Genomic DNA, 16236 nt, shown 5'->3' on the forward strand with positions numbered 1-16236 from the left:
ATGCGCGTCGTATAGCGCCGCCGCGCGCCCGGGTCAGGTCGCCTCGTCGGGGTGGCGGCTCGGCCTGACCGCCCGCTCAGCCCTCCGCCAGCGCGCCAGCGGCCACCACGGGCCCGGTCGGTGCCGCGCCGGGCGATCCGCCCGGCGGCTCGATCGACACCGCCAGCGTCGTGCCCGCGCGCAGCAGCACGCGGCGCGCTGGCGCGACCACGAGGCGGGTCGGGCGCCCGGCGTCGAGCAGCCCGAGCGCGACCGGCGCGCCGCCCTCGGCGATCGCCCAGAGCTCGGCGCTGCGTCCGCGCGGCACGGTCGCGGCGGCGACCCGCACCTCGCCGCTGGCACGATCGACCGCGGCGGCGAGCGGCGCCCGGCCCGGCGCCTCGGCCCCCGCGGGAACGGTGAGCGCGGCGAGCAGCGGCGCGGGGGCAGGGCGCGCCGGCACCGGGACGGGCGGTGGCGGCGGCGCGCGCAGCGGCCCGACCACCAGCGCGAGCACCGCGGCGGCGAGCCCGGCGAGCGCGACCGCGCCCCAGCGGAGCCAGCCCGCGCGCGGCACCGCGCCGGGCGTGTCGATCGCGGCGAGTACGCGTGCCTCCAGTCCGGCGGGCGGCGTGACTTCCGGGAAGGCCAGCGCGAGCGGCGCGAGCCATTCCTCCCAGCGCGCCACCTCGGCGGCGAAGGCGCGATCGCCCGCTAGCCGCGCCCGCGCCGCCGCCAGCTCGGCGCCGTCGAGCACGCCGAGCGCCAGTTCGGCGGCAAGGGCCTGGTCGTCAGGCGTCATCGGACAGGCACTCGCGGAGCCGCAGCAAGGCCCGGCGGATCAGGCTCTTCATCGTGCCCAGCGGCGTGCCGTCGCGCGCCGCCAGCTCGGCATAGGTGACGCCGTCGTAGAAAGCAGTCCGCACCGCGGCGCGCGGTCGCGGCTCGAGCGCTTCGAGGCAGTCGGCGACGCGCGTGCGCTCCTCCTCGGCCAGCAGCGCGGCGTCGGCGCGCGGCTCGGGGTCGGCCGGCTCGGCCGCGCTGCCCGGCTCAGCCAGCGGCGCGGTCGCGTGCTGGCGGCGGCGCCAGTCGATCGCGCGGTGGCGCGCGATCGTCGCCAGCCAGGTGATCGGGCTCGCCCGTCCCGGTTCATAGCCGCCGGCCCTGCGCCACACCTGCACATAGACGTCCTGCAACACGTCCTCCGCTGCCTGTCGCTCGCCGCAGATACGCAGGCAGATGCCGAACAGCTTCGCCGAGGTGAGTCGGTAGAGCCGCTGGAAGGCGTCGCGATCCTCCATCGCCACGTCCAGCAGCACGCGCACCAGCTCGGCGCGCCGCGCCGCCGCGTCGGACGGTACCGCGGTCACGGCTTGGCAGCGCCCGAATATTCCGCCACTCGCTGCATCCTTCGCGTCGCTCCGTCGTATCTGCCGTAACCTGACGTCGGTTAGGAAGTGTGGCAAGCACGGCGCGTCGGGACAACTAGGAAAGGGCCTGTCATGCCGGATCGCCAGCCGTTGATGGAGACGCTCGAGGCGCGCGCGCGCCGCCGCGAGTCGCGCCGCGACTTCTTCACCCATGTCGCCGGCGCCGCGGCGATCGGCGCCACCGCCTTCGCCGCCTCGGCACAGGCGCAGACCTCGCCGAGCCCGACGCCGACCGCCACCTTCACCGAGGCGGACGTGCTCACCTTCGCGCTCAACCTCGAGTATCTCGAGGCGAACTTCTACTCCTTCGCCGCGACCGGGGCGGCGCTCGCCGCGGCCGACACCAGCGGCGGGGTCGGCACCGCGGGGGCGGCGACCGGCGGTCGCAAGGTGAGCTTCCAGGACCCGCTCGTCGCGCAATATGCGCGTGAGATCGCGGCCGACGAGCTGGCGCATGTGCGCTTCCTGCGCGGCCAGTTCAGCGACACCACCCGGGCCGCGCAGCCCGCGATCGACCTCAGCGTCAGCGCCACCAGCGCGTTCAGCGTCGCCGCCCGTGCGGCAGGGCTGATCCAGGCAGGCCAGAGCTTCGATCCTTACGCCTCCGACGAGAACTTCCTCCTCGGCGCGTTCATCTTCGAGGACGTCGGCGTCACCGCGTACAAGGGGGCAGCGCCGCTGATCAGCAACAAGACCTTCGTCGAGGCGGCCGCCGGCATCCTCGCGGTCGAGGCGTATCACGCCGCGATCATCCGCTCGGTGCTGTACCGCAAGGGGCTGGCGACGCCGTCGCTCCAGCTGATCGAGGCGACCACGGCGATCTCCGACGCCCGCGACACGCTCGACGGGAAGACCGCCACCACCGACGCGGTGCGCGGCATCGCCGCCGAGGACGACCAGGGCATCGCCGCGACCATGACCAGCGACGGCACCGTCTCGAACATCGTGCCGCTGAACGAGAACGGCATCGCCTACAGCCGCTCGGCGGGGCAGACGCTCAACATCGTCTACCTCAACGCCGCGGCGGTGAGCAGCGGCGGCTTCTTCCCCGCCGGCGTCAACGGCAACATCAAGACGAGCGCGGCATCGGCCTGAGGCGCGTGAGCGCCCCCGATCGCCTTCCCCGTATCGCCCTGACAGAGGGACCGTCATCATGATCAAGGATTCCGTCTTCGCCGCGCTCGAGCTCGCCAATGAGCGGCGTGCCGAGCGCCGCCGCTTCCTCAAGCTCGCCGGCGCGGGTGCCGCCGCCGCGGGCGGCCTCGGCCTGCTGTCCGCCTGCGGCAGCGACGATGAGGACTCGCCCACGCCGACGCCATCGCCCACCCCGACGCCGAGCACCAGCGGCGTTGCCACCGACGTCGGCATCCTCCAGCTCGCGCTCAACCTCGAGTATCTCGAGGCGCAATTCTACTCGATCGCGGCGTTCGGCCGGCGGCTGCCCGACGCGAGTTTGACCGGCGCGGTCGGCACGCGGGGCGACGTCACGGGTGGGCGGCAGGTGACCTTCACCGACCCGGTGATCGCGTCCTACGCGCGCGAGATCGCGGGCGACGAGATCGCGCACGTCACGGCGCTGCGCGCGGTGCTGACCGCCGCTGGGTCGACACTGGTGATCGCGCAGCCAGCGATCAACATCGACGGCGGCGCGACGGGGGCCTTCACCGCCGCGGCGCAGGCGGCGGGGATCATCTCCTCGTCTGACACTTTCGACCCCTACGCCAATGACGAAAATTTCCTGCTCGCCGCCTTCCTGTTCGAGGATCTTGGCGTCACCGCATACAAGGGTGCGTCGCCGCTGATCACCAGCGCTACCTATCTCGAGGCGGCCGCTGGCATCCTGGCAGCGGAAGCGTACCATGCCGGCCTGATCCGCACCGAATTGTATCGGCTTGGCTCGATGCAGAGCGGCGCCGTGACCGCCATCACCAAGGCTAACGCGCTGTCCGATGCTCGCGACTCGCTCGATGGTCAGCCAGCTACCAACGCCACGAATCGCCGCGACCTCGACCAGGGCCTCACACGCACCGATAACGGCGTCACGGTGGCAAACCTCGTGCCCGCCGATGACAATGGGATCGCGTTCAGCCGCTCTTCCGAACAAGTCCACAATATCGCCTATCTCAACAAGGCGGCAGTGACGAGCGGCGGCTTCTTCCCGGCCGGTACGAACAACTCGATCGCGGCACTCCGCACCAGCGGCAACTATTCCTCGCCGTTGGCTTAAGTCCCTTCGGAGCGAGGGCGTCGCTCGCGGTTTACCGCGGGCGGCGCCTTTTCCGTTGCGACCTTCCCGTTCCAGCCGCTATGGTGCCGGCTTCCCCGGGGGACCGCCGATGCCGCGGTTGAGAGGAGGGTAGCAGCCCTCGACCCGCCGAACCTGATCCGGTTGACACCGGCGTAGGGAGTGGAGCGGCGTCCCCGGACCACCGTCTTCCCCCGCGAGCACGAGGAGAAGACGCATGGCCGACGTCCCCGCCCGCACCGAGATCGGTGTCACCACCGGCCCGATCCGCGGCTCGCGCAAGATCCATGTCGGCCCGCTCGGCGTGGCGATGCGGCAGATCCAGCTCGAGCCCGGCTGCGGCGAGCCGCCGCTCAACGTCTACGACACCTCCGGTCCCTACACCGATCCGGCCGCGGCGATCGACATCATGGCGGGCCTGCCCGCGCGCCGCACCGCCTGGATCGAGGCGCGCGGCGACGTCGAGCGCTATGACGCGCGCGAGATCCGCCCCGAGGACAATGGCCAGCTCGGTCCGGATCGCTCCGGCGGCGTCCAGCCCTTCCCCAACGTCAACAAGCGCCCGCTGCGCGCCAGGGCCGGCGCCAACGTCAGCCAGATGCACTACGCGCGCCGCGGCATCATCACGCCCGAGATGGAATATGTCGCCACGCGCGAGAATCTCGGGCGCGAGATGCTCGCCGCGTACGTCCGCGACGGCGAGAGCTTCGGCGCCGCCATCCCCGATTACGTCACCCCCGAGTTCGTCCGCGACGAGGTGGCGCGCGGGCGCGCGATCATCCCGTCGAACATCAACCACCCCGAGAGCGAACCGATGGCGATCGGGCGCAATTTCCTGGTCAAGATCAACGCCAACATCGGCAACAGCGCGGTGGCCTCGAACGTCGCGAGCGAGGTCGACAAGCTCGTCTGGTCGATCCGCTGGGGCGCGGACACGGTGATGGACCTCTCCACCGGGCGCAACATCCACGACACGCGCGAGTGGATCATCCGCAACTCGCCGGTGCCGATCGGCACCGTGCCGATCTACCAGGCGCTGGAGAAGGTCGGCGGCATCGCCGAGGAGCTGACCTGGGAGATCTTCCGCGACACGCTGATCGAGCAGGCCGAGCAGGGCGTCGACTATTTCACGATCCACGCCGGGGTGCGGCTACCGTACATCCCGATGACGGCCAAGCGAGTCACCGGGATCGTCTCGCGCGGCGGCTCGATCATGGCGAAATGGTGCCTCGCGCACCACAAGGAGTCGTTCCTGTACGAGCGGTTCGACGAGATCACCGAGATCATGAAGGCCTATGACATCGCCTACTCGCTCGGCGACGGCCTGCGTCCCGGCGCGATCGCCGACGCCAACGACGAGGCGCAGTTCGCCGAACTCTACACTTTGGGCGAGCTGACCAAGCGCGCCTGGGCACAGGACGTGCAGGTGATGATCGAGGGACCCGGCCACGTCCCGATGCACAAGATCAAGCAGAACATGGACAAGCAGCTCGAGGCGTGCGGCGAGGCGCCGTTCTACACGCTCGGGCCGCTCACCACCGACATCGCGCCGGGCTACGACCATATCACCTCGGGCATCGGCGCGGCGATGATCGGCTGGTACGGCACCGCGATGCTCTGCTACGTCACCCCCAAGGAGCATCTGGGACTGCCCGACCGCGACGACGTCAAGGTCGGCGTGGTGACCTACAAGCTGGCGGCGCACGCGGCGGACCTAGCCAAGGGCCACCCGGCGGCCAAGCTGCGCGACGACGCGCTGTCGCGCGCGCGCTTCGAGTTCCGCTGGCGCGACCAGTTCAACCTGTCGCTCGATCCCGACACCGCCGAGTCGTACCACGACCAGACGCTGCCCGCCGAGGGCGCCAAGACCGCGCATTTCTGCTCGATGTGCGGGCCGAAGTTCTGCTCGATGAAGATCACGCAGGAGGTTCGGGATTTCGCCGCGTCCCGCGCGGCGAATAGCGACCTGCTGGGAGCAGGTCGCGATCCCGAACCTCGGGACTTCGCGGCGAAGCAGAACGCGCCGGTGGCGAGCTTCGTCGCGGCAGAGGACGCCGAGGCGGGCATGGCGGCGATGAGCGAGCGGTTCAAGGAGACGGGCGGGGAGGTGTATGTCGGCGCGGGCGGGCGCGAGCACGACTGATGCTATCTACGGCCGGATCTCCTCCGGCCACGGCAAGGTCTCAACGGTAGTGGTAGCGACAGCTCAGAATTTCGAGCGCCTGTGTCGCACCGCTACCGCTCACCCGGTAGACCAGTCGGTGCTCGCCGCTGATCCGTCGTGACCACCAGCCTCTGAGGCTCTGCTTGAGCGGCTCCGGCTTGCCGAGCCCCGTGAAGGGATGGCGCCTCGCATCCTCGACCAGCGCGTTGATCCGCTGTGCCGTCGCGGCGTCCTCGTTCTGCCACGCCACATAGTCGAGCCAGGCGTCGCGATCGAACACGATCCTCAAGGACGGAGCAACTCGTGCTCCTCGCCCTCGCCAGCAGTGAAGCGCCCGATCCCCTCCAGCAGCCGCCTCGCGTTCTCCGGAGAGGAGAGCAGGTGCATGGTCTCCTGCATTCCTTCCCACTCGCTCTGCGCCACCAGCACCACACCCTCGCCGGCTGGCCGAACGATCTGCAGCGGCGCCTTGTCGGCAACGACCCGGTCGAGCACGGCCTTCAGGTTCGCGCGGGTCTCGGACACGGTGAGCGTTTCCATGCCAGCGGCGTACAATATTCTGTACAAAGCTGCAACGCGTGCTCAAGCTGACCAGGCAATGCGCCCCCGCCCCCGCGCCTCAAGGAACGCGTTCGCCTGGCTGAAGGGCCGCGCGCCGAACCAGCCCTTGTACGCCGACAGCGGCGAAGGGTGCGGCGCGCACAGCACCAGATGCCGCCCCGCGGCGTCCACCGCGCGCACCAGCCCGACTTTCGCCTGCGCGTGCGCGCCCCACAGCAGGAACACCACCGGCTCCTCCTTCGCCGCGACCGCGCGGATCACCGCGTCGGTGAACGCCTCCCAGCCGCGCGCGCGGTGCGAGGCGGCGCGGCCGCTCTCCACCGACAGGACCGTGTTGAGCAGCAGCACGCCCTGCCGCGCCCAATGTTCGAGCGAGCCGTCGCGCGGCGGCGCGGCGCCGAGGTCGCTCGCCAGCTCCTTGTAGATGTTGACGAGGCTCGGCGGCGGCCTGACCCCCGGCGGCACCGAGAAGGCGAGGCCGTGCGCCTGGCCCGGCCCGTGATACGGGTCCTGCCCGAGGATGACGACGCGCACCGCCGAGAGAGGCGTCAGTTCCAGCGCCCGGAAGCGCGCCGCCGCGGGCGGGAAGATCGCCTTGCCCGCCGCGGCCTCGTCGCGGAGGAAGGCCTGGAGCGCCGCCATCGTCGGGCAGGCGAGCGCCGCGGCGAGCGGCGCCGCCCAGCTGGGATCGAGACGCGGCGGCCAGCTCATCTCAGCGCTTGCGGACGAATTCGGCGCGCAGCACCAGCCCCCTGATGCCGTCGAACTTGCAGTCGATCTCCTGCGCGTCGCCGGTCAGCTGGATCGACTTGATCAACGTGCCGCGCTTGAGCGTCTGGCCCGCGCCTCTGACGTCGAGGTCCTTGACCAGCGTTACCTGGTCGCCGTCCGCCAGCAGATTACCGACGGAGTCGCGCACCTCCACCGTCGCCGTGGCGGCCTGCTTCTCCGCCAGCGCGGCGGCGCTGACCCACTCGCCGCTCTCCTCGTCGTAGACGTACTCGTCGACGCTCATGCTCGGTCCTTCTACCCTCGGTGCTTCGGTGCAGGCAGGAGCACCGAGCCACGGGCGTCGCGCTCCGCGACACTGGGTTCCTGCGTCCGCAGGAACACGGGCGCGCTAGCACGCGCACCGCGCCGCCTCAGTGGCGGAAGTGGCGCATCCCGGTGAACACCATCGCCAGCCCGGCGGCGTCGGCGGCGGCGATCACCTCCTCGTCGCGGATCGAGCCGCCCGGCTGGATCACCGCGGTCGCGCCCGCCTCGACCGCCGCCATCAGCCCGTCGGCGAAGGGGAAGAAGGCGTCCGACGCGACCGCCGAGCCGATCGTGCGTGGGCTCGCCCAGCCCGCCTTGTCGGCGGCGTCCTTCGCCTTCCACGCCGCGATCCGCGCCGACTCGAGCCGGTTCATCTGCCCCGCGCCGACCCCCGCGGTGGCGCCGTCCTTGGCATAGACGATCGCGTTGGACTTGACGTGCTTGGCCACCGTCCAGGCGAACAGGCAGTCGGCGAGCTCCTGCTCGCTCGGCTGGCGCTCGGTCACCACCTTGAGGTCGGCGCGCGCCACCGCGCCGCCGTCGCGCGACTGGACCAGCCAGCCGCCCGCGATCGACTTGGCGGTCAGCCCGTCGCGGCGCGGGTCGGGCAGCGCGCCGGTGAGCAGCAGCCGCAGGTTCTTCTTGGCGGCGAACAGCGCCAGTGCCTCCGCGTCGGCGTCGGGGGCGACCACCACCTCGGTGAAGATGCCGGTGATCGCCTCGGCGGTGGCGCGGTCGAGCGCGCGGTTGACCGCGATGATGCCCCCGAACGCGCTCACCGTGTCGCACGCGAAGGCGGCCTGATAGGCCTCGGCCAGCGTCGCGGCGGTGGCGACGCCGCACGGGTTGGCGTGCTTGACGATGACGCAGGTCGGCGCCGCCTCGCGGAACTCGGCGACCAGCTCCAGCGCCGCGTCGGCGTCGTTGTAATTGTTGTAGCTCAGCGCCTTGCCCTGGACCTGTCGGGCCTGGCCGATGCCCGCGACGCCGTCGGACGCGGCGTAGAAGGCGGCCTGCTGGTGCGGGTTCTCGCCGTAGCGCAGCGCGTCGCCCGCGCGGCGCAGCGTCAGCGGCAGGGTCGCCGGGAAGGTCTCGCCCTGGTCGGTCCCCGCGAACCAGCGCGCGATCGCCCCGTCATAGCCCGCGGTGAGCGCATAGGCCTTGGCGGCGAGCCTCTTCCGTTCCGCGAGGTCGGTCTCGCCGCGCGCCACCAGCGCGTAGTCGGCGGGATCGGTGACGATCGCGACATAGGCGTGGTTCTTCGCCGCCGAGCGCACCATCGAGGGGCCGCCGATGTCGATATTCTCCACCACCTCGTCGCGCCCCGCGCCCTTGGCGACGGTCTGCTCGAACGGGTAGAGGTTGACGACGACGAGGTCGATCGCGCCGATGTCATGCTCGAGCATCGATTGGGCGTGGGCGGCGTCGTCGCGCACCGCGAGCAGCCCGCCGTGGACCTTGGGGTGGAGCGTCTTGACACGCCCGTCCATCATCTCGGGAAAGCCGGTCAGGTCGCTGATGTCGCGCACGTCGAGCCCGGCGTCCCGGAGCGCCTTGGCGGTGCCCCCGGTCGAGACCAGCTCGACCCCCTTGGCGGCGAGTGCGGTGGCGAGGTCGGCGATGCCGCTCTTGTCGGAGACGGACAGGAGCGCGCGGCGGATCGGGATGATGCTCATGCGCGCGCGCTTACGCGGGCGCGCGCGGTGGCTCAAGCGTCCGTGCGGGGGAGGGTGCTATGTGGTCGCCGGGCGCCTTGCCGTGCTCCCGCGCACGCGGGAGCCCAGAGAAACGAGGCGCGACGCGCGTGGTAGTGGGCTCCTGCTTTCGCAGGAGCACGCCGCGATCAGCGCCCGCTCGCCGCGCGGGTCAGGTTGAGGAACACGTCCTCCAGGTCGGCCTCCTTGGTCGAGACGTCGACGATGCCGTAGCCGTCGGCCTGCACCGCGCCGAGCACCTCGCCCGCGTTGACCCGATCCTTGGCGTAGGTGATCTCCAGCGTGCGCGTGCCCTTCAGCGCGATCTTCCCGAAGCAGGCGTTCTCGGGCACCACCGCGACGTCGCGGTCGACGGTGACCGCGACCACCTTCTCCTGCGCCTTGCCGACCAGCTCGGCGGTCGGCTCGTTGGCGATCACGCGGCCGCCGCTGATGATGGCGATGCGATCGCACAGCTCCTCGGCCTCCTCGAGATAGTGGGTCGTCAGCACCACCGTCACGCCCGCGTCGTTGAGGCTGCGGACATAGGTCCACAGCTGCTGGCGCAGCTCGATGTCGACGCCCGCGGTCGGCTCGTCGAGCACCAGCACCGGCGGCGCGTGGACCATCGCCTTGGCCACCATCAGCCGCCGCTTCATCCCGCCCGACAGCGTGCGGGCGTAAGCGTTGGCCTTGTCCTCGAGGTGGACCGCGCGCAGCAGCTCCATCGAGCGCCGCTCCTTCCTGGGCACGCCGTACAGCCCGGCCTGGATCTCGAGCGTCTCGACGGGGGTGAAGAAGGGGTCGAACAGGATCTCCTGGTTGACGATCCCGATCGAGGCCTTGGCGTTGCGCGGGTGCGCGTCGATGTCGAAGCCCCAGATCTCGGCGCTGCCGCTGGTCTTGTTGACCAGCCCGGCGAGGATGTTGATCAGCGTCGACTTGCCCGCGCCGTTGGGGCCGAGTAGCCCGAAGATCGAGCCGCGCGGCACCTCGAAGCTGACCCCGTCGAGCGCGCGCTTGCCCGGCGCGCCGCCGACCCCGGCGTAGGTCTTGCACAGGTCCCGAATGGCGATGGCGGCGTCGGTCATACGCGCGGAGGTAGGCGCGCGCGCGGGGCTTGCCAATCCTGCATGGGAGGGACGCGGCGGGATTGTCTCGGGCGGCGGTGCTTGCTAATCGCTTCGGCCATGCTGCCGCCGCCCGAACTCGTCCGCGTCTCGCAACCCCGCGTCGCCTGCGACGGCGCGAGCGACATCCCCGGCGGCGCCGCGCTGGGCCACCCGCGCGTGTGGCTCCAGATCGACGAGCACGGCTACGTCGACTGTGGCTATTGCGACCGCCGCTTCGTGCTGATCGGCGGTCCCGCCGACGGTGCCGACCACAGCCAGCTGCCCGACATCCCCGACGGCGCCAGCCCGCAGTAGACGGGGACGTCGCGCCGGCCGTATCTGTCCTTCGATCCTCCCTTGCAAGGGGAGGTGGCACGCCGAAGGCGTGACGGAGGGGTGTCGCGGGCGGCAAGTGCGGAGCAAACCTCGTTGATCGGGGTCACCCCTCCGACGGCCTCGCGCTGCCACCTTCCCTTGCAGGGGAGGATTGATCTAGCCCGAAAGTCGTTATCGAGCAGCTTCCCCGCGCCTGACGAGTGGCGCCCGACCGCGCGGGTCCCTATCTTGGCGCGATGACCGATCCGCGCTCCTTCCTCTACCGCGACTCGCTCGATCCCGACGCGGCGCTGCGGCTCACCGCCGCCGCGCTCGACCGCGCCGACGACGGCGAGCTCTACCTCCAGTATCGCCGCGCCGAGGCGTTCGGCTTCGACGACGGCCGGCTCAAGACCGCGAGCTACGACACCCACGCGGGCTTCGGGCTGCGCGCGGTCTCGGGCGAGATGACCGCCTTCGCGCACGCCAACGAGCTCAGTGCCGCCGCGATCGAGCGCGCCGCCGCGACGATGCGGCTGATCGATCCCTCGGCGCAGCCGCGCGCCGCCGCGCCCTCGCACACCAACCAGCGCCGCTACACCGACGCCGACCCGCTCGATCTCGTCCCCTTCGCCGACAAGGTCGCGCTGTGCCAGGCGATCGACGCCGCCGCGCGCGCGCGCGACCCGCGCGTGGCGCAGGTCTCGGTCGGGTTGTCGGGGACGTGGAGCGTGATCGAGATCGTCCGTCCCGACGGCTTCGTCGCCACCGACGTTCGCCCGCTGGTGCGGCTCAACGTCTCGATCGTCGCCGAGCAGAACGGCCGGCGCGAGACCGGCAGCTTCGGGCTGGGCGGGCGCTATCTCTACGACACGCTGTTCGAACCCGCGACCTGGCACCGCGCGATCGACGAGGCGCTGGCGCAGGCGCTGGTCAACCTCGAGTCGGTCGCCGCGCCCGCGGGCGAGATGACCGTGCTGCTCGGCGCGGGCTGGCCCGGCATCCTGCTCCACGAGGCGATCGGCCACGGGCTGGAGGGCGATTTCAACCGCAAGGGCACCAGCGCCTTCTCGGGACGGATCGGCGAGCGCGTCGCCGCGCCGGGCGTGACGATCGTCGACGACGGCGCGATCCAGGACCGCCGCGGCAGCCTCACCATCGACGACGAGGGTACGCCGACGCGCGAGACGCTGCTGATCGAGGACGGCATCCTGCGCGGCTATATGCAGGACCGGCTCAACGCGCGGCTGATGGGCGTGGCGCCGACCGGCAACGGCCGCCGCGAGAGCTTCGCGCACGCGCCGATGCCGCGCATGACCAATACCTTCATGAAGGCGGGGCAGGACGATCCCGCCGAGCTGCTGTCGCGCGTGAAGCGCGGCATCTTCGCCAAGTCGTTCGGCGGCGGGCAGGTCGACATCGTCTCGGGCAAGTTCGTCTTCTCCTGCACCGAGGCCTATCTGGTCGAGGACGGTCGCATCGGCGCGCCGATCAAGGGCGCGACTCTGATCGGCGACGGGCCGAGCGTGCTGACCAAGGTGCAGGGCGTCGGCACCGACTTCGCGCTCGACGAGGGCGTCGGCATGTGCGGCAAGGGCGGGCAGAGCGTTCCCGCCGGCGTGGGCCAGCCCTCGCTGCTGATCGGCGGGCTGACCGTGGGCGGGACGGCGTGAGCGTTTAGATACCGGTCAGCAGCATGTCGAAGGCGGCAACGATGTCGAGACGGTAGGTGGCAAGCGAGTCGATCGGGGTGCGCAGTTCACTGCGCCGGATCGCCGTGGCGAATTGCGTCACCAGCATATGCTTCTCGCCGAGGACGTCGAAAATCGGGTTGAGCCGAGCGCGAGCTTCCGGCGCCCGGTCGACCGGAAGAAGTGGTGCGACAAAGCGTGTCGCTAAGTTCCCCAGCCCTTCCGCCTGACAATCAACCAGAAGCTCGCCCGAGGCGGTGCGGAACACGTCATATTGAGACATCAGAACAGGCGATACCGCTCCAGCGGAAGCCCGTTCTCCTCCACCCAGCGATTGACCGCCTCGGCCCAGTCCCGATTCTCTTCCTTCCAGCGCCGGTTCAACTCGACGCTGGTCGCCTCGCGGATCGCCGCCTCGGCCACCTGCGATAGGTTGATCCCCGCCTCGCGCGCGGCGGCAACGACGCCGCTGTCGATCGTCATGTTGACCGATCGGCGCTTGCCCGAGGCGATGCGATCATGCTTCATGCGCGTAGATTATGCGCATGCTTTAAGCGCGTCAAACCGGAGCCAGCTCGCCATGGCCGAGTTCTTCCCCGCGCTCACTGCCGAGCATCGCGCCTTCGTCGCGCGCCAGCCGGTGTTCTTCGTCGCCACCGCCGCGGCGGACGCGCGGATCAATCTCAGCCCCAAGGGCATGGACACGTTCCGCGTGCTGAACGACGCGACGGTCGCCTATCTGGACGTCGCCGGGTCAGGGAACGAGACCAACGCGCACCTGCTCGCCGACGGTCGGATCACGATCATGTTCTGCGCCTTCGACAATCCGGCGCTGATCTTCCGCATCTATGGCCGCGGGCGCGCGGTCATGCCGCAGGACGCCGAGTGGGGCGAACTCGCCGCCCACTTCACGCTGCTGCCCGGCACGCGGCAGATCTTCGTCGTGGCGGTGGGGCAGGTGCAGACCTCGTGCGGCTGGGGCGTGCCGCACATGGCGTTCGAGCGGGAGCGCGCGACGCTCAACAAATATCACGCTGCCAACCCCGAGTCGGCGCGCTTCGCCAAATATGCGGTGCGCACCGCGAGCATCGACGGGCTGCCGGTGCGCAACCCGACCGTGGTGCCCGCCTGATGGCGCTGGTGGAGCTCGGCCGCTACGACCGCAACCTTGCCAACATCCTGGTCGGCCGGCTCGAGTCCGAGGGGATCGACGCGCTCGCGTTCGACGGCGGCGCCTCGATCGCCGATGGGAGCTGGCTACTGATCCCGGTGCGCGTGATGGTCGACGAGGACGATCTCGCCGCGGCGCGCCTCGTGGCGGAGGGTGCCTGATTTTCGGGCACGCCTGTGGCGGTGCACAAAAGTTTAACAGTGGTTAACGGGGATCCGAGAGCTCCTCTCTGTGGCCATCCTCACCTCCTGCTCTCCTGACGATCTTCATCGTCATCCCCGCGGAGGCACGGATCCAGACGCGCTGACGCTGGAGAATAGAGCCGCTACGTCAGCGTTTATGGATCCCTGCCTCCGCGGGTACGACGATGGGCGGGAGACGGGCGCGGCAAATCGCCCTGCAGCGGCCGCGACCAGCCCCGCTCCTGAAGCACCCTTGCCGCCAACTGGCACGCGCCTTGCGAAGCGTCTTCCCGGGTAAACGCAAAGGGGGCGCGATGAAGCTGGTCATAGCGATCATCAAGCCGTTCAAGCTCGACGAGGTGAGGGAAGCGCTCACCGGAGTCGGCGTGGCGGGGATGACGGTGTCCGAGGTGAAGGGGTTCGGTCGGCAGAAGGGCCAGACCGAGATCTACCGCGGCGCCGAGTACAGCACCAACATGGTGCCCAAGATCAAGATCGAGATCGTCTGCGGCAGCGACATCGCCGACCGCGTGGTCGAAGCGATCCAGGCCGCGGCCAACACCGGCGCGATCGGCGACGGCAAGATCTTCGTGCTCGACGTCGGCCAGGCGGTGCGCATCCGCACCGGCGAGACCGACGACAGCGCGCTGTGAGGGGGGACGGGATGACACTTTCACGCAAGATCGCCGCCGCGGGGGCGGTGGCGACGATCGCGGCGCTGGCCGCGGCGCCCGCGCTGGCGCAGGCCGCCGGACCGGTGCGCGCGCCCAACGCCGAGCAGATGGCGACGATGGTCAACAAGGGTGACACCACCTGGATGATGATCTCGGCCGTGCTGGTGCTGATGATGTCGGTGCCGGGCCTCGCGCTCTTCTACGGCGGGCTGGTGCGCACCAAGAATATGCTCAGCGTGCTGATGCAGGTGCTGATGATCGTCTGCGTCGCCAGCCTGGTCTGGGTGAGCTGGGGCTACAGCCTCGCCTTCACCAGCGGCAACGCCTTCGTCGGCGGGCTCTCCAAGGCGTTCCTCGCCGGTGTCGGCCCGGCCTCGGCCGCGGCGACCTTCAGCAACAACGTCTACATCCCCGAATATGCCTTCATCTGCTTCCAGATGACCTTCGCCTGCATCACGCCGGCGCTGATCGTCGGCGCCTTCGCCGAGCGGGTGAAGTTCACCCCGCTGCTGATCTTCGTCGTGCTGTGGCTGACGATCGTCTATTTCCCGATGGCGCACATGGTGTGGTACTGGGCCGGCCCGGACTTCCTCGCCGACGCGCCGACCGACGCCGGCCTGCTGTACGGCTGGGGCGCGCTCGACTTCGCGGGCGGCACCGTGGTCCACATTAACGCGGGCATCGCCGGCCTGGTCGGCTGCCTCATCATCGGCAAGCGCCACGGCTACAAGAGCGAGCCGATGCCGCCGCACTCGCTGACGATGACGATGATCGGCGCCTCCTTGCTGTGGGTCGGCTGGTTCGGCTTCAACGCCGGCTCGAACCTCGAGGCCAACGGCGCTGCCGCGCTCGCCTTCATCAATACCTTCGTCGCCACCGCGGGGGCCGCGGTCGCCTGGGCGGTGATCGAGCAGGTGGTGCACAAGAAGCCGTCGCTGCTCGGCGGCGTGTCGGGCGCGGTCGCGGGGCTGGTCGCGATCACCCCGGCGGCGGGCTTCGCCGCGCCGATGACCTCGATCCTCCTCGGCATGGTGGCGAGCGCGGTGTGCTTCTTCTTCGTCACGACGGTGAAGAACAAGCTCGGCTACGACGACACGCTCGACGTGTTCGGCATCCACTGCGTCGGCGGGATCGTCGGCGCGATCGGGACCGGCATCGTCGCGGCGCCGTCGCTCGGCGGGCAGGGCTGGATCGACTACACCCAGTTCCCCTCGGTCGCAGGCAGCTACGACATCGCCGGGCAGGTCTGGACCCAGATCAAGGCGGTGGTGCTGACGCTGGTGCTCTCGGGCGGCGTCTCGGCGGTGCTGTTCCTCGGGCTCAAGGCCACGATGGGGCTGCGTCCCTCGCTCGAGGTCGAGAGCGAGGGCCTCGACATCAACGAGCACGGCGAGCGCGCCTACAATTACTGACGATATCGCGGGCGGCGCCTCACGCCGCCGCCCGCCCACGACGTTCCTCCTGCGGACGCTCCTCGGCCCGGTATGGCGACATACCGGGCCCTTTTTCTCGTTTGGGGCGGTGTTCCCGTGCACGCAGGAACCCGATGCCACGTAGGAGGGCCCTGGTTGCCCACGGCTCGCGCGGGCGGAGGAGCACGACGGCGCCCGCCATGCTGCATCCATGCTGCGCCGCACGATGGTCATGGCCACGGCGAACCGCTATATAAGAAGACGAGAGCCGGGCGACCCCGGGAATCGTGGCCCCGGCTCCGCAGAGGAGAGGATGTGCCATGACGACGATCAAACATGTCGGCGAGCAGGGCGCGGTGGTGGTCGGGGCGGCGGCCGCCTTCACCGCCGCCGTCTATCTCGCGCAGTTCGCCGCCGACGCGGTGGTGTTCCTGGGCGAGTGGGTGTTGCGCTGAAGGTCGAGACGGGGCGGCGATCGCGAGACGTTGAGGCTGCGCTGACGCCGTCGCGGACGCGCGGCGCGCAGCCCCACCTTACCTCTGATCTTCCATCTCTCGCACCCTCGACT

At 70.3% G+C, this 16236-nt stretch carries 20 protein-coding genes and 1 riboswitch; of the genes, 10 read left to right on the forward strand and 10 right to left on the reverse strand.

What is annotated here, in order from left to right; genetic code table 11:
- Positions 1-76: 76 nt before the first annotated feature.
- A complete protein-coding gene (locus tag FHY05_RS12735; protein WP_183944776.1) occupies positions 77-781 on the reverse strand; it encodes an anti-sigma factor domain-containing protein in 705 nt (234 codons plus the stop codon).
- The gene (locus FHY05_RS12740) at positions 771-1349 is read right to left on the reverse strand and encodes a sigma-70 family RNA polymerase sigma factor (protein WP_409321749.1); all 579 of its coding nucleotides are present in this window, start codon (positions 1347-1349) and stop codon (positions 771-773) included. Before FHY05_RS12740 ends, FHY05_RS12735 begins: the two co-directional genes overlap by 11 nt.
- A gap of 132 nt (positions 1350-1481) precedes the next feature.
- On the opposite strand from FHY05_RS12740, the gene FHY05_RS12745 reads away from it, so the two are divergent.
- From FHY05_RS12745 to thiC, 3 genes are all read left to right on the forward strand, one after another.
- Entirely contained in the window at positions 1482-2504 is a 1023-nt protein-coding gene (locus tag FHY05_RS12745) for a ferritin-like domain-containing protein (protein WP_183944778.1), read from the forward strand.
- A gap of 58 nt (positions 2505-2562) precedes the next feature.
- Entirely contained in the window at positions 2563-3636 is a 1074-nt protein-coding gene (locus tag FHY05_RS12750) for a ferritin-like domain-containing protein (protein ID WP_183944779.1), read from the forward strand.
- A gap of 86 nt (positions 3637-3722) precedes the next feature.
- A riboswitch (TPP riboswitch) is annotated at positions 3723-3834 on the forward strand.
- Positions 3835-3871: 37 nt separating this feature from the next.
- A complete protein-coding gene (gene thiC / locus FHY05_RS12755) occupies positions 3872-5797 on the forward strand; it encodes a phosphomethylpyrimidine synthase ThiC (RefSeq protein ID WP_183944781.1) in 1926 nt (641 codons plus the stop codon).
- Positions 5798-5837: 40 nt separating this feature from the next.
- On the opposite strand, the gene FHY05_RS12760 is transcribed toward thiC, so the two are convergent.
- The 6 genes from FHY05_RS12760 to FHY05_RS12785 form a co-directional block, all read right to left on the reverse strand.
- A complete protein-coding gene (locus FHY05_RS12760; RefSeq protein ID WP_311732473.1) occupies positions 5838-6098 on the reverse strand; it encodes a Txe/YoeB family addiction module toxin in 261 nt (86 codons plus the stop codon).
- Between the two features lie 5 nt (positions 6099-6103).
- Entirely contained in the window at positions 6104-6358 is a 255-nt protein-coding gene (locus FHY05_RS12765; protein ID WP_183944785.1) for a type II toxin-antitoxin system Phd/YefM family antitoxin, read from the reverse strand.
- Positions 6359-6400: 42 nt separating this feature from the next.
- Positions 6401-7090, reverse strand: coding sequence for a uracil-DNA glycosylase (ung, locus tag FHY05_RS12770; protein ID WP_183944787.1), 690 nt, complete (start codon positions 7088-7090; stop codon positions 6401-6403).
- Between the two features lies 1 nt (position 7091).
- A complete protein-coding gene (locus FHY05_RS12775; protein ID WP_183944789.1) occupies positions 7092-7394 on the reverse strand; it encodes an alkylphosphonate utilization protein in 303 nt (100 codons plus the stop codon).
- Positions 7395-7521: 127 nt separating this feature from the next.
- Positions 7522-9093 carry a bifunctional phosphoribosylaminoimidazolecarboxamide formyltransferase/IMP cyclohydrolase gene (purH, locus tag FHY05_RS12780; protein ID WP_183944790.1) on the reverse strand — a complete coding sequence of 524 codons (1572 nt, stop codon included), beginning with the start codon at positions 9091-9093 and terminating at the stop codon, positions 7522-7524.
- Positions 9094-9260: 167 nt separating this feature from the next.
- Positions 9261-10202: an ABC transporter ATP-binding protein gene (locus FHY05_RS12785; protein ID WP_183944792.1), complete on the reverse strand. Its 942-nt coding sequence runs from the start codon at positions 10200-10202 to the stop codon at positions 9261-9263.
- 99 nt (positions 10203-10301) lie between these two features.
- Here FHY05_RS12785 and FHY05_RS12790 point away from each other — a divergent pair, with 99 nt between their 5' ends.
- Positions 10302-10538: a zinc-finger domain-containing protein gene (locus FHY05_RS12790; RefSeq protein ID WP_183944794.1), complete on the forward strand. Its 237-nt coding sequence runs from the start codon at positions 10302-10304 to the stop codon at positions 10536-10538.
- Between the two features lie 257 nt (positions 10539-10795).
- Entirely contained in the window at positions 10796-12211 is a 1416-nt protein-coding gene (gene tldD / locus FHY05_RS12795) for a metalloprotease TldD (RefSeq protein WP_183944796.1), read from the forward strand.
- A gap of 4 nt (positions 12212-12215) precedes the next feature.
- Here the strand turns inward: tldD and FHY05_RS12800 are convergent, their stop codons facing one another.
- Positions 12216-12512, reverse strand: a complete 297-nt coding sequence (locus FHY05_RS12800) for a CcdB family protein (RefSeq protein WP_183944798.1) — start codon at positions 12510-12512, stop codon at positions 12216-12218.
- Positions 12512-12757 carry a type II toxin-antitoxin system CcdA family antitoxin gene (locus tag FHY05_RS12805; protein ID WP_183944799.1) on the reverse strand — a complete coding sequence of 82 codons (246 nt, stop codon included), beginning with the start codon at positions 12755-12757 and terminating at the stop codon, positions 12512-12514. Before FHY05_RS12805 ends, FHY05_RS12800 begins: the two co-directional genes overlap by 1 nt.
- 52 nt (positions 12758-12809) lie before the next feature.
- On the opposite strand from FHY05_RS12805, the gene FHY05_RS12810 reads away from it, so the two are divergent.
- From FHY05_RS12810 to FHY05_RS22550, 5 genes are all read left to right on the forward strand, one after another.
- Positions 12810-13361 carry a pyridoxamine 5'-phosphate oxidase family protein gene (locus FHY05_RS12810; RefSeq protein WP_183944801.1) on the forward strand — a complete coding sequence of 184 codons (552 nt, stop codon included), beginning with the start codon at positions 12810-12812 and terminating at the stop codon, positions 13359-13361.
- Positions 13361-13561, forward strand: coding sequence for a DUF2007 domain-containing protein (locus FHY05_RS12815; RefSeq protein WP_132908564.1), 201 nt, complete (start codon positions 13361-13363; stop codon positions 13559-13561). The genes FHY05_RS12810 and FHY05_RS12815 overlap by 1 nt, the downstream gene beginning before the upstream one ends.
- Before the next feature lie 335 nt (positions 13562-13896).
- Positions 13897-14235, forward strand: coding sequence for a P-II family nitrogen regulator (locus FHY05_RS12820; RefSeq protein ID WP_132908565.1), 339 nt, complete (start codon positions 13897-13899; stop codon positions 14233-14235).
- A gap of 11 nt (positions 14236-14246) precedes the next feature.
- Positions 14247-15668, forward strand: a complete 1422-nt coding sequence (locus FHY05_RS12825; protein WP_183944803.1) for an ammonium transporter — start codon at positions 14247-14249, stop codon at positions 15666-15668.
- Between the two features lie 320 nt (positions 15669-15988).
- Positions 15989-16123 carry a hypothetical protein gene (locus FHY05_RS22550; protein WP_258046665.1) on the forward strand — a complete coding sequence of 45 codons (135 nt, stop codon included), beginning with the start codon at positions 15989-15991 and terminating at the stop codon, positions 16121-16123.
- The last annotated feature ends 113 nt before the right edge of the window (positions 16124-16236 follow it).

Origin of the sequence: Sphingomonas sp. BK580, assembly GCF_014194975.1 — a bacterium.
Lineage (GTDB): Bacteria > Pseudomonadota > Alphaproteobacteria > Sphingomonadales > Sphingomonadaceae > Sphingomonas.

Coding starts and splice junctions, on each gene's coding strand:
- FHY05_RS12735 (WP_183944776.1), bottom strand. CDS start 781: ATGACGCCTGACGACCAGGCCCTTGCCGCCGAACTGGCGCTCGGCGTG.
- FHY05_RS12745 (WP_183944778.1), top strand. CDS start 1,482: ATGCCGGATCGCCAGCCGTTGATGGAGACGCTCGAGGCGCGCGCGCGC.
- FHY05_RS12750 (WP_183944779.1), top strand. CDS start 2,563: ATGATCAAGGATTCCGTCTTCGCCGCGCTCGAGCTCGCCAATGAGCGG.
- thiC (WP_183944781.1), top strand. CDS start 3,872: ATGGCCGACGTCCCCGCCCGCACCGAGATCGGTGTCACCACCGGCCCG.
- FHY05_RS12765 (WP_183944785.1), bottom strand. CDS start 6,358: ATGGAAACGCTCACCGTGTCCGAGACCCGCGCGAACCTGAAGGCCGTG.
- ung (WP_183944787.1), bottom strand. CDS start 7,090: ATGAGCTGGCCGCCGCGTCTCGATCCCAGCTGGGCGGCGCCGCTCGCC.
- FHY05_RS12775 (WP_183944789.1), bottom strand. CDS start 7,394: ATGAGCGTCGACGAGTACGTCTACGACGAGGAGAGCGGCGAGTGGGTC.
- purH (WP_183944790.1), bottom strand. CDS start 9,093: ATGAGCATCATCCCGATCCGCCGCGCGCTCCTGTCCGTCTCCGACAAG.
- FHY05_RS12785 (WP_183944792.1), bottom strand. CDS start 10,202: ATGACCGACGCCGCCATCGCCATTCGGGACCTGTGCAAGACCTACGCC.
- FHY05_RS12790 (WP_183944794.1), top strand. CDS start 10,302: ATGCTGCCGCCGCCCGAACTCGTCCGCGTCTCGCAACCCCGCGTCGCC.
- tldD (WP_183944796.1), top strand. CDS start 10,796: ATGACCGATCCGCGCTCCTTCCTCTACCGCGACTCGCTCGATCCCGAC.
- FHY05_RS12800 (WP_183944798.1), bottom strand. CDS start 12,512: ATGTCTCAATATGACGTGTTCCGCACCGCCTCGGGCGAGCTTCTGGTT.
- FHY05_RS12805 (WP_183944799.1), bottom strand. CDS start 12,757: ATGAAGCATGATCGCATCGCCTCGGGCAAGCGCCGATCGGTCAACATG.
- FHY05_RS12810 (WP_183944801.1), top strand. CDS start 12,810: ATGGCCGAGTTCTTCCCCGCGCTCACTGCCGAGCATCGCGCCTTCGTC.
- FHY05_RS12815 (WP_132908564.1), top strand. CDS start 13,361: ATGGCGCTGGTGGAGCTCGGCCGCTACGACCGCAACCTTGCCAACATC.
- FHY05_RS12820 (WP_132908565.1), top strand. CDS start 13,897: ATGAAGCTGGTCATAGCGATCATCAAGCCGTTCAAGCTCGACGAGGTG.
- FHY05_RS12825 (WP_183944803.1), top strand. CDS start 14,247: ATGACACTTTCACGCAAGATCGCCGCCGCGGGGGCGGTGGCGACGATC.
- FHY05_RS22550 (WP_258046665.1), top strand. CDS start 15,989: ATGACGACGATCAAACATGTCGGCGAGCAGGGCGCGGTGGTGGTCGGG.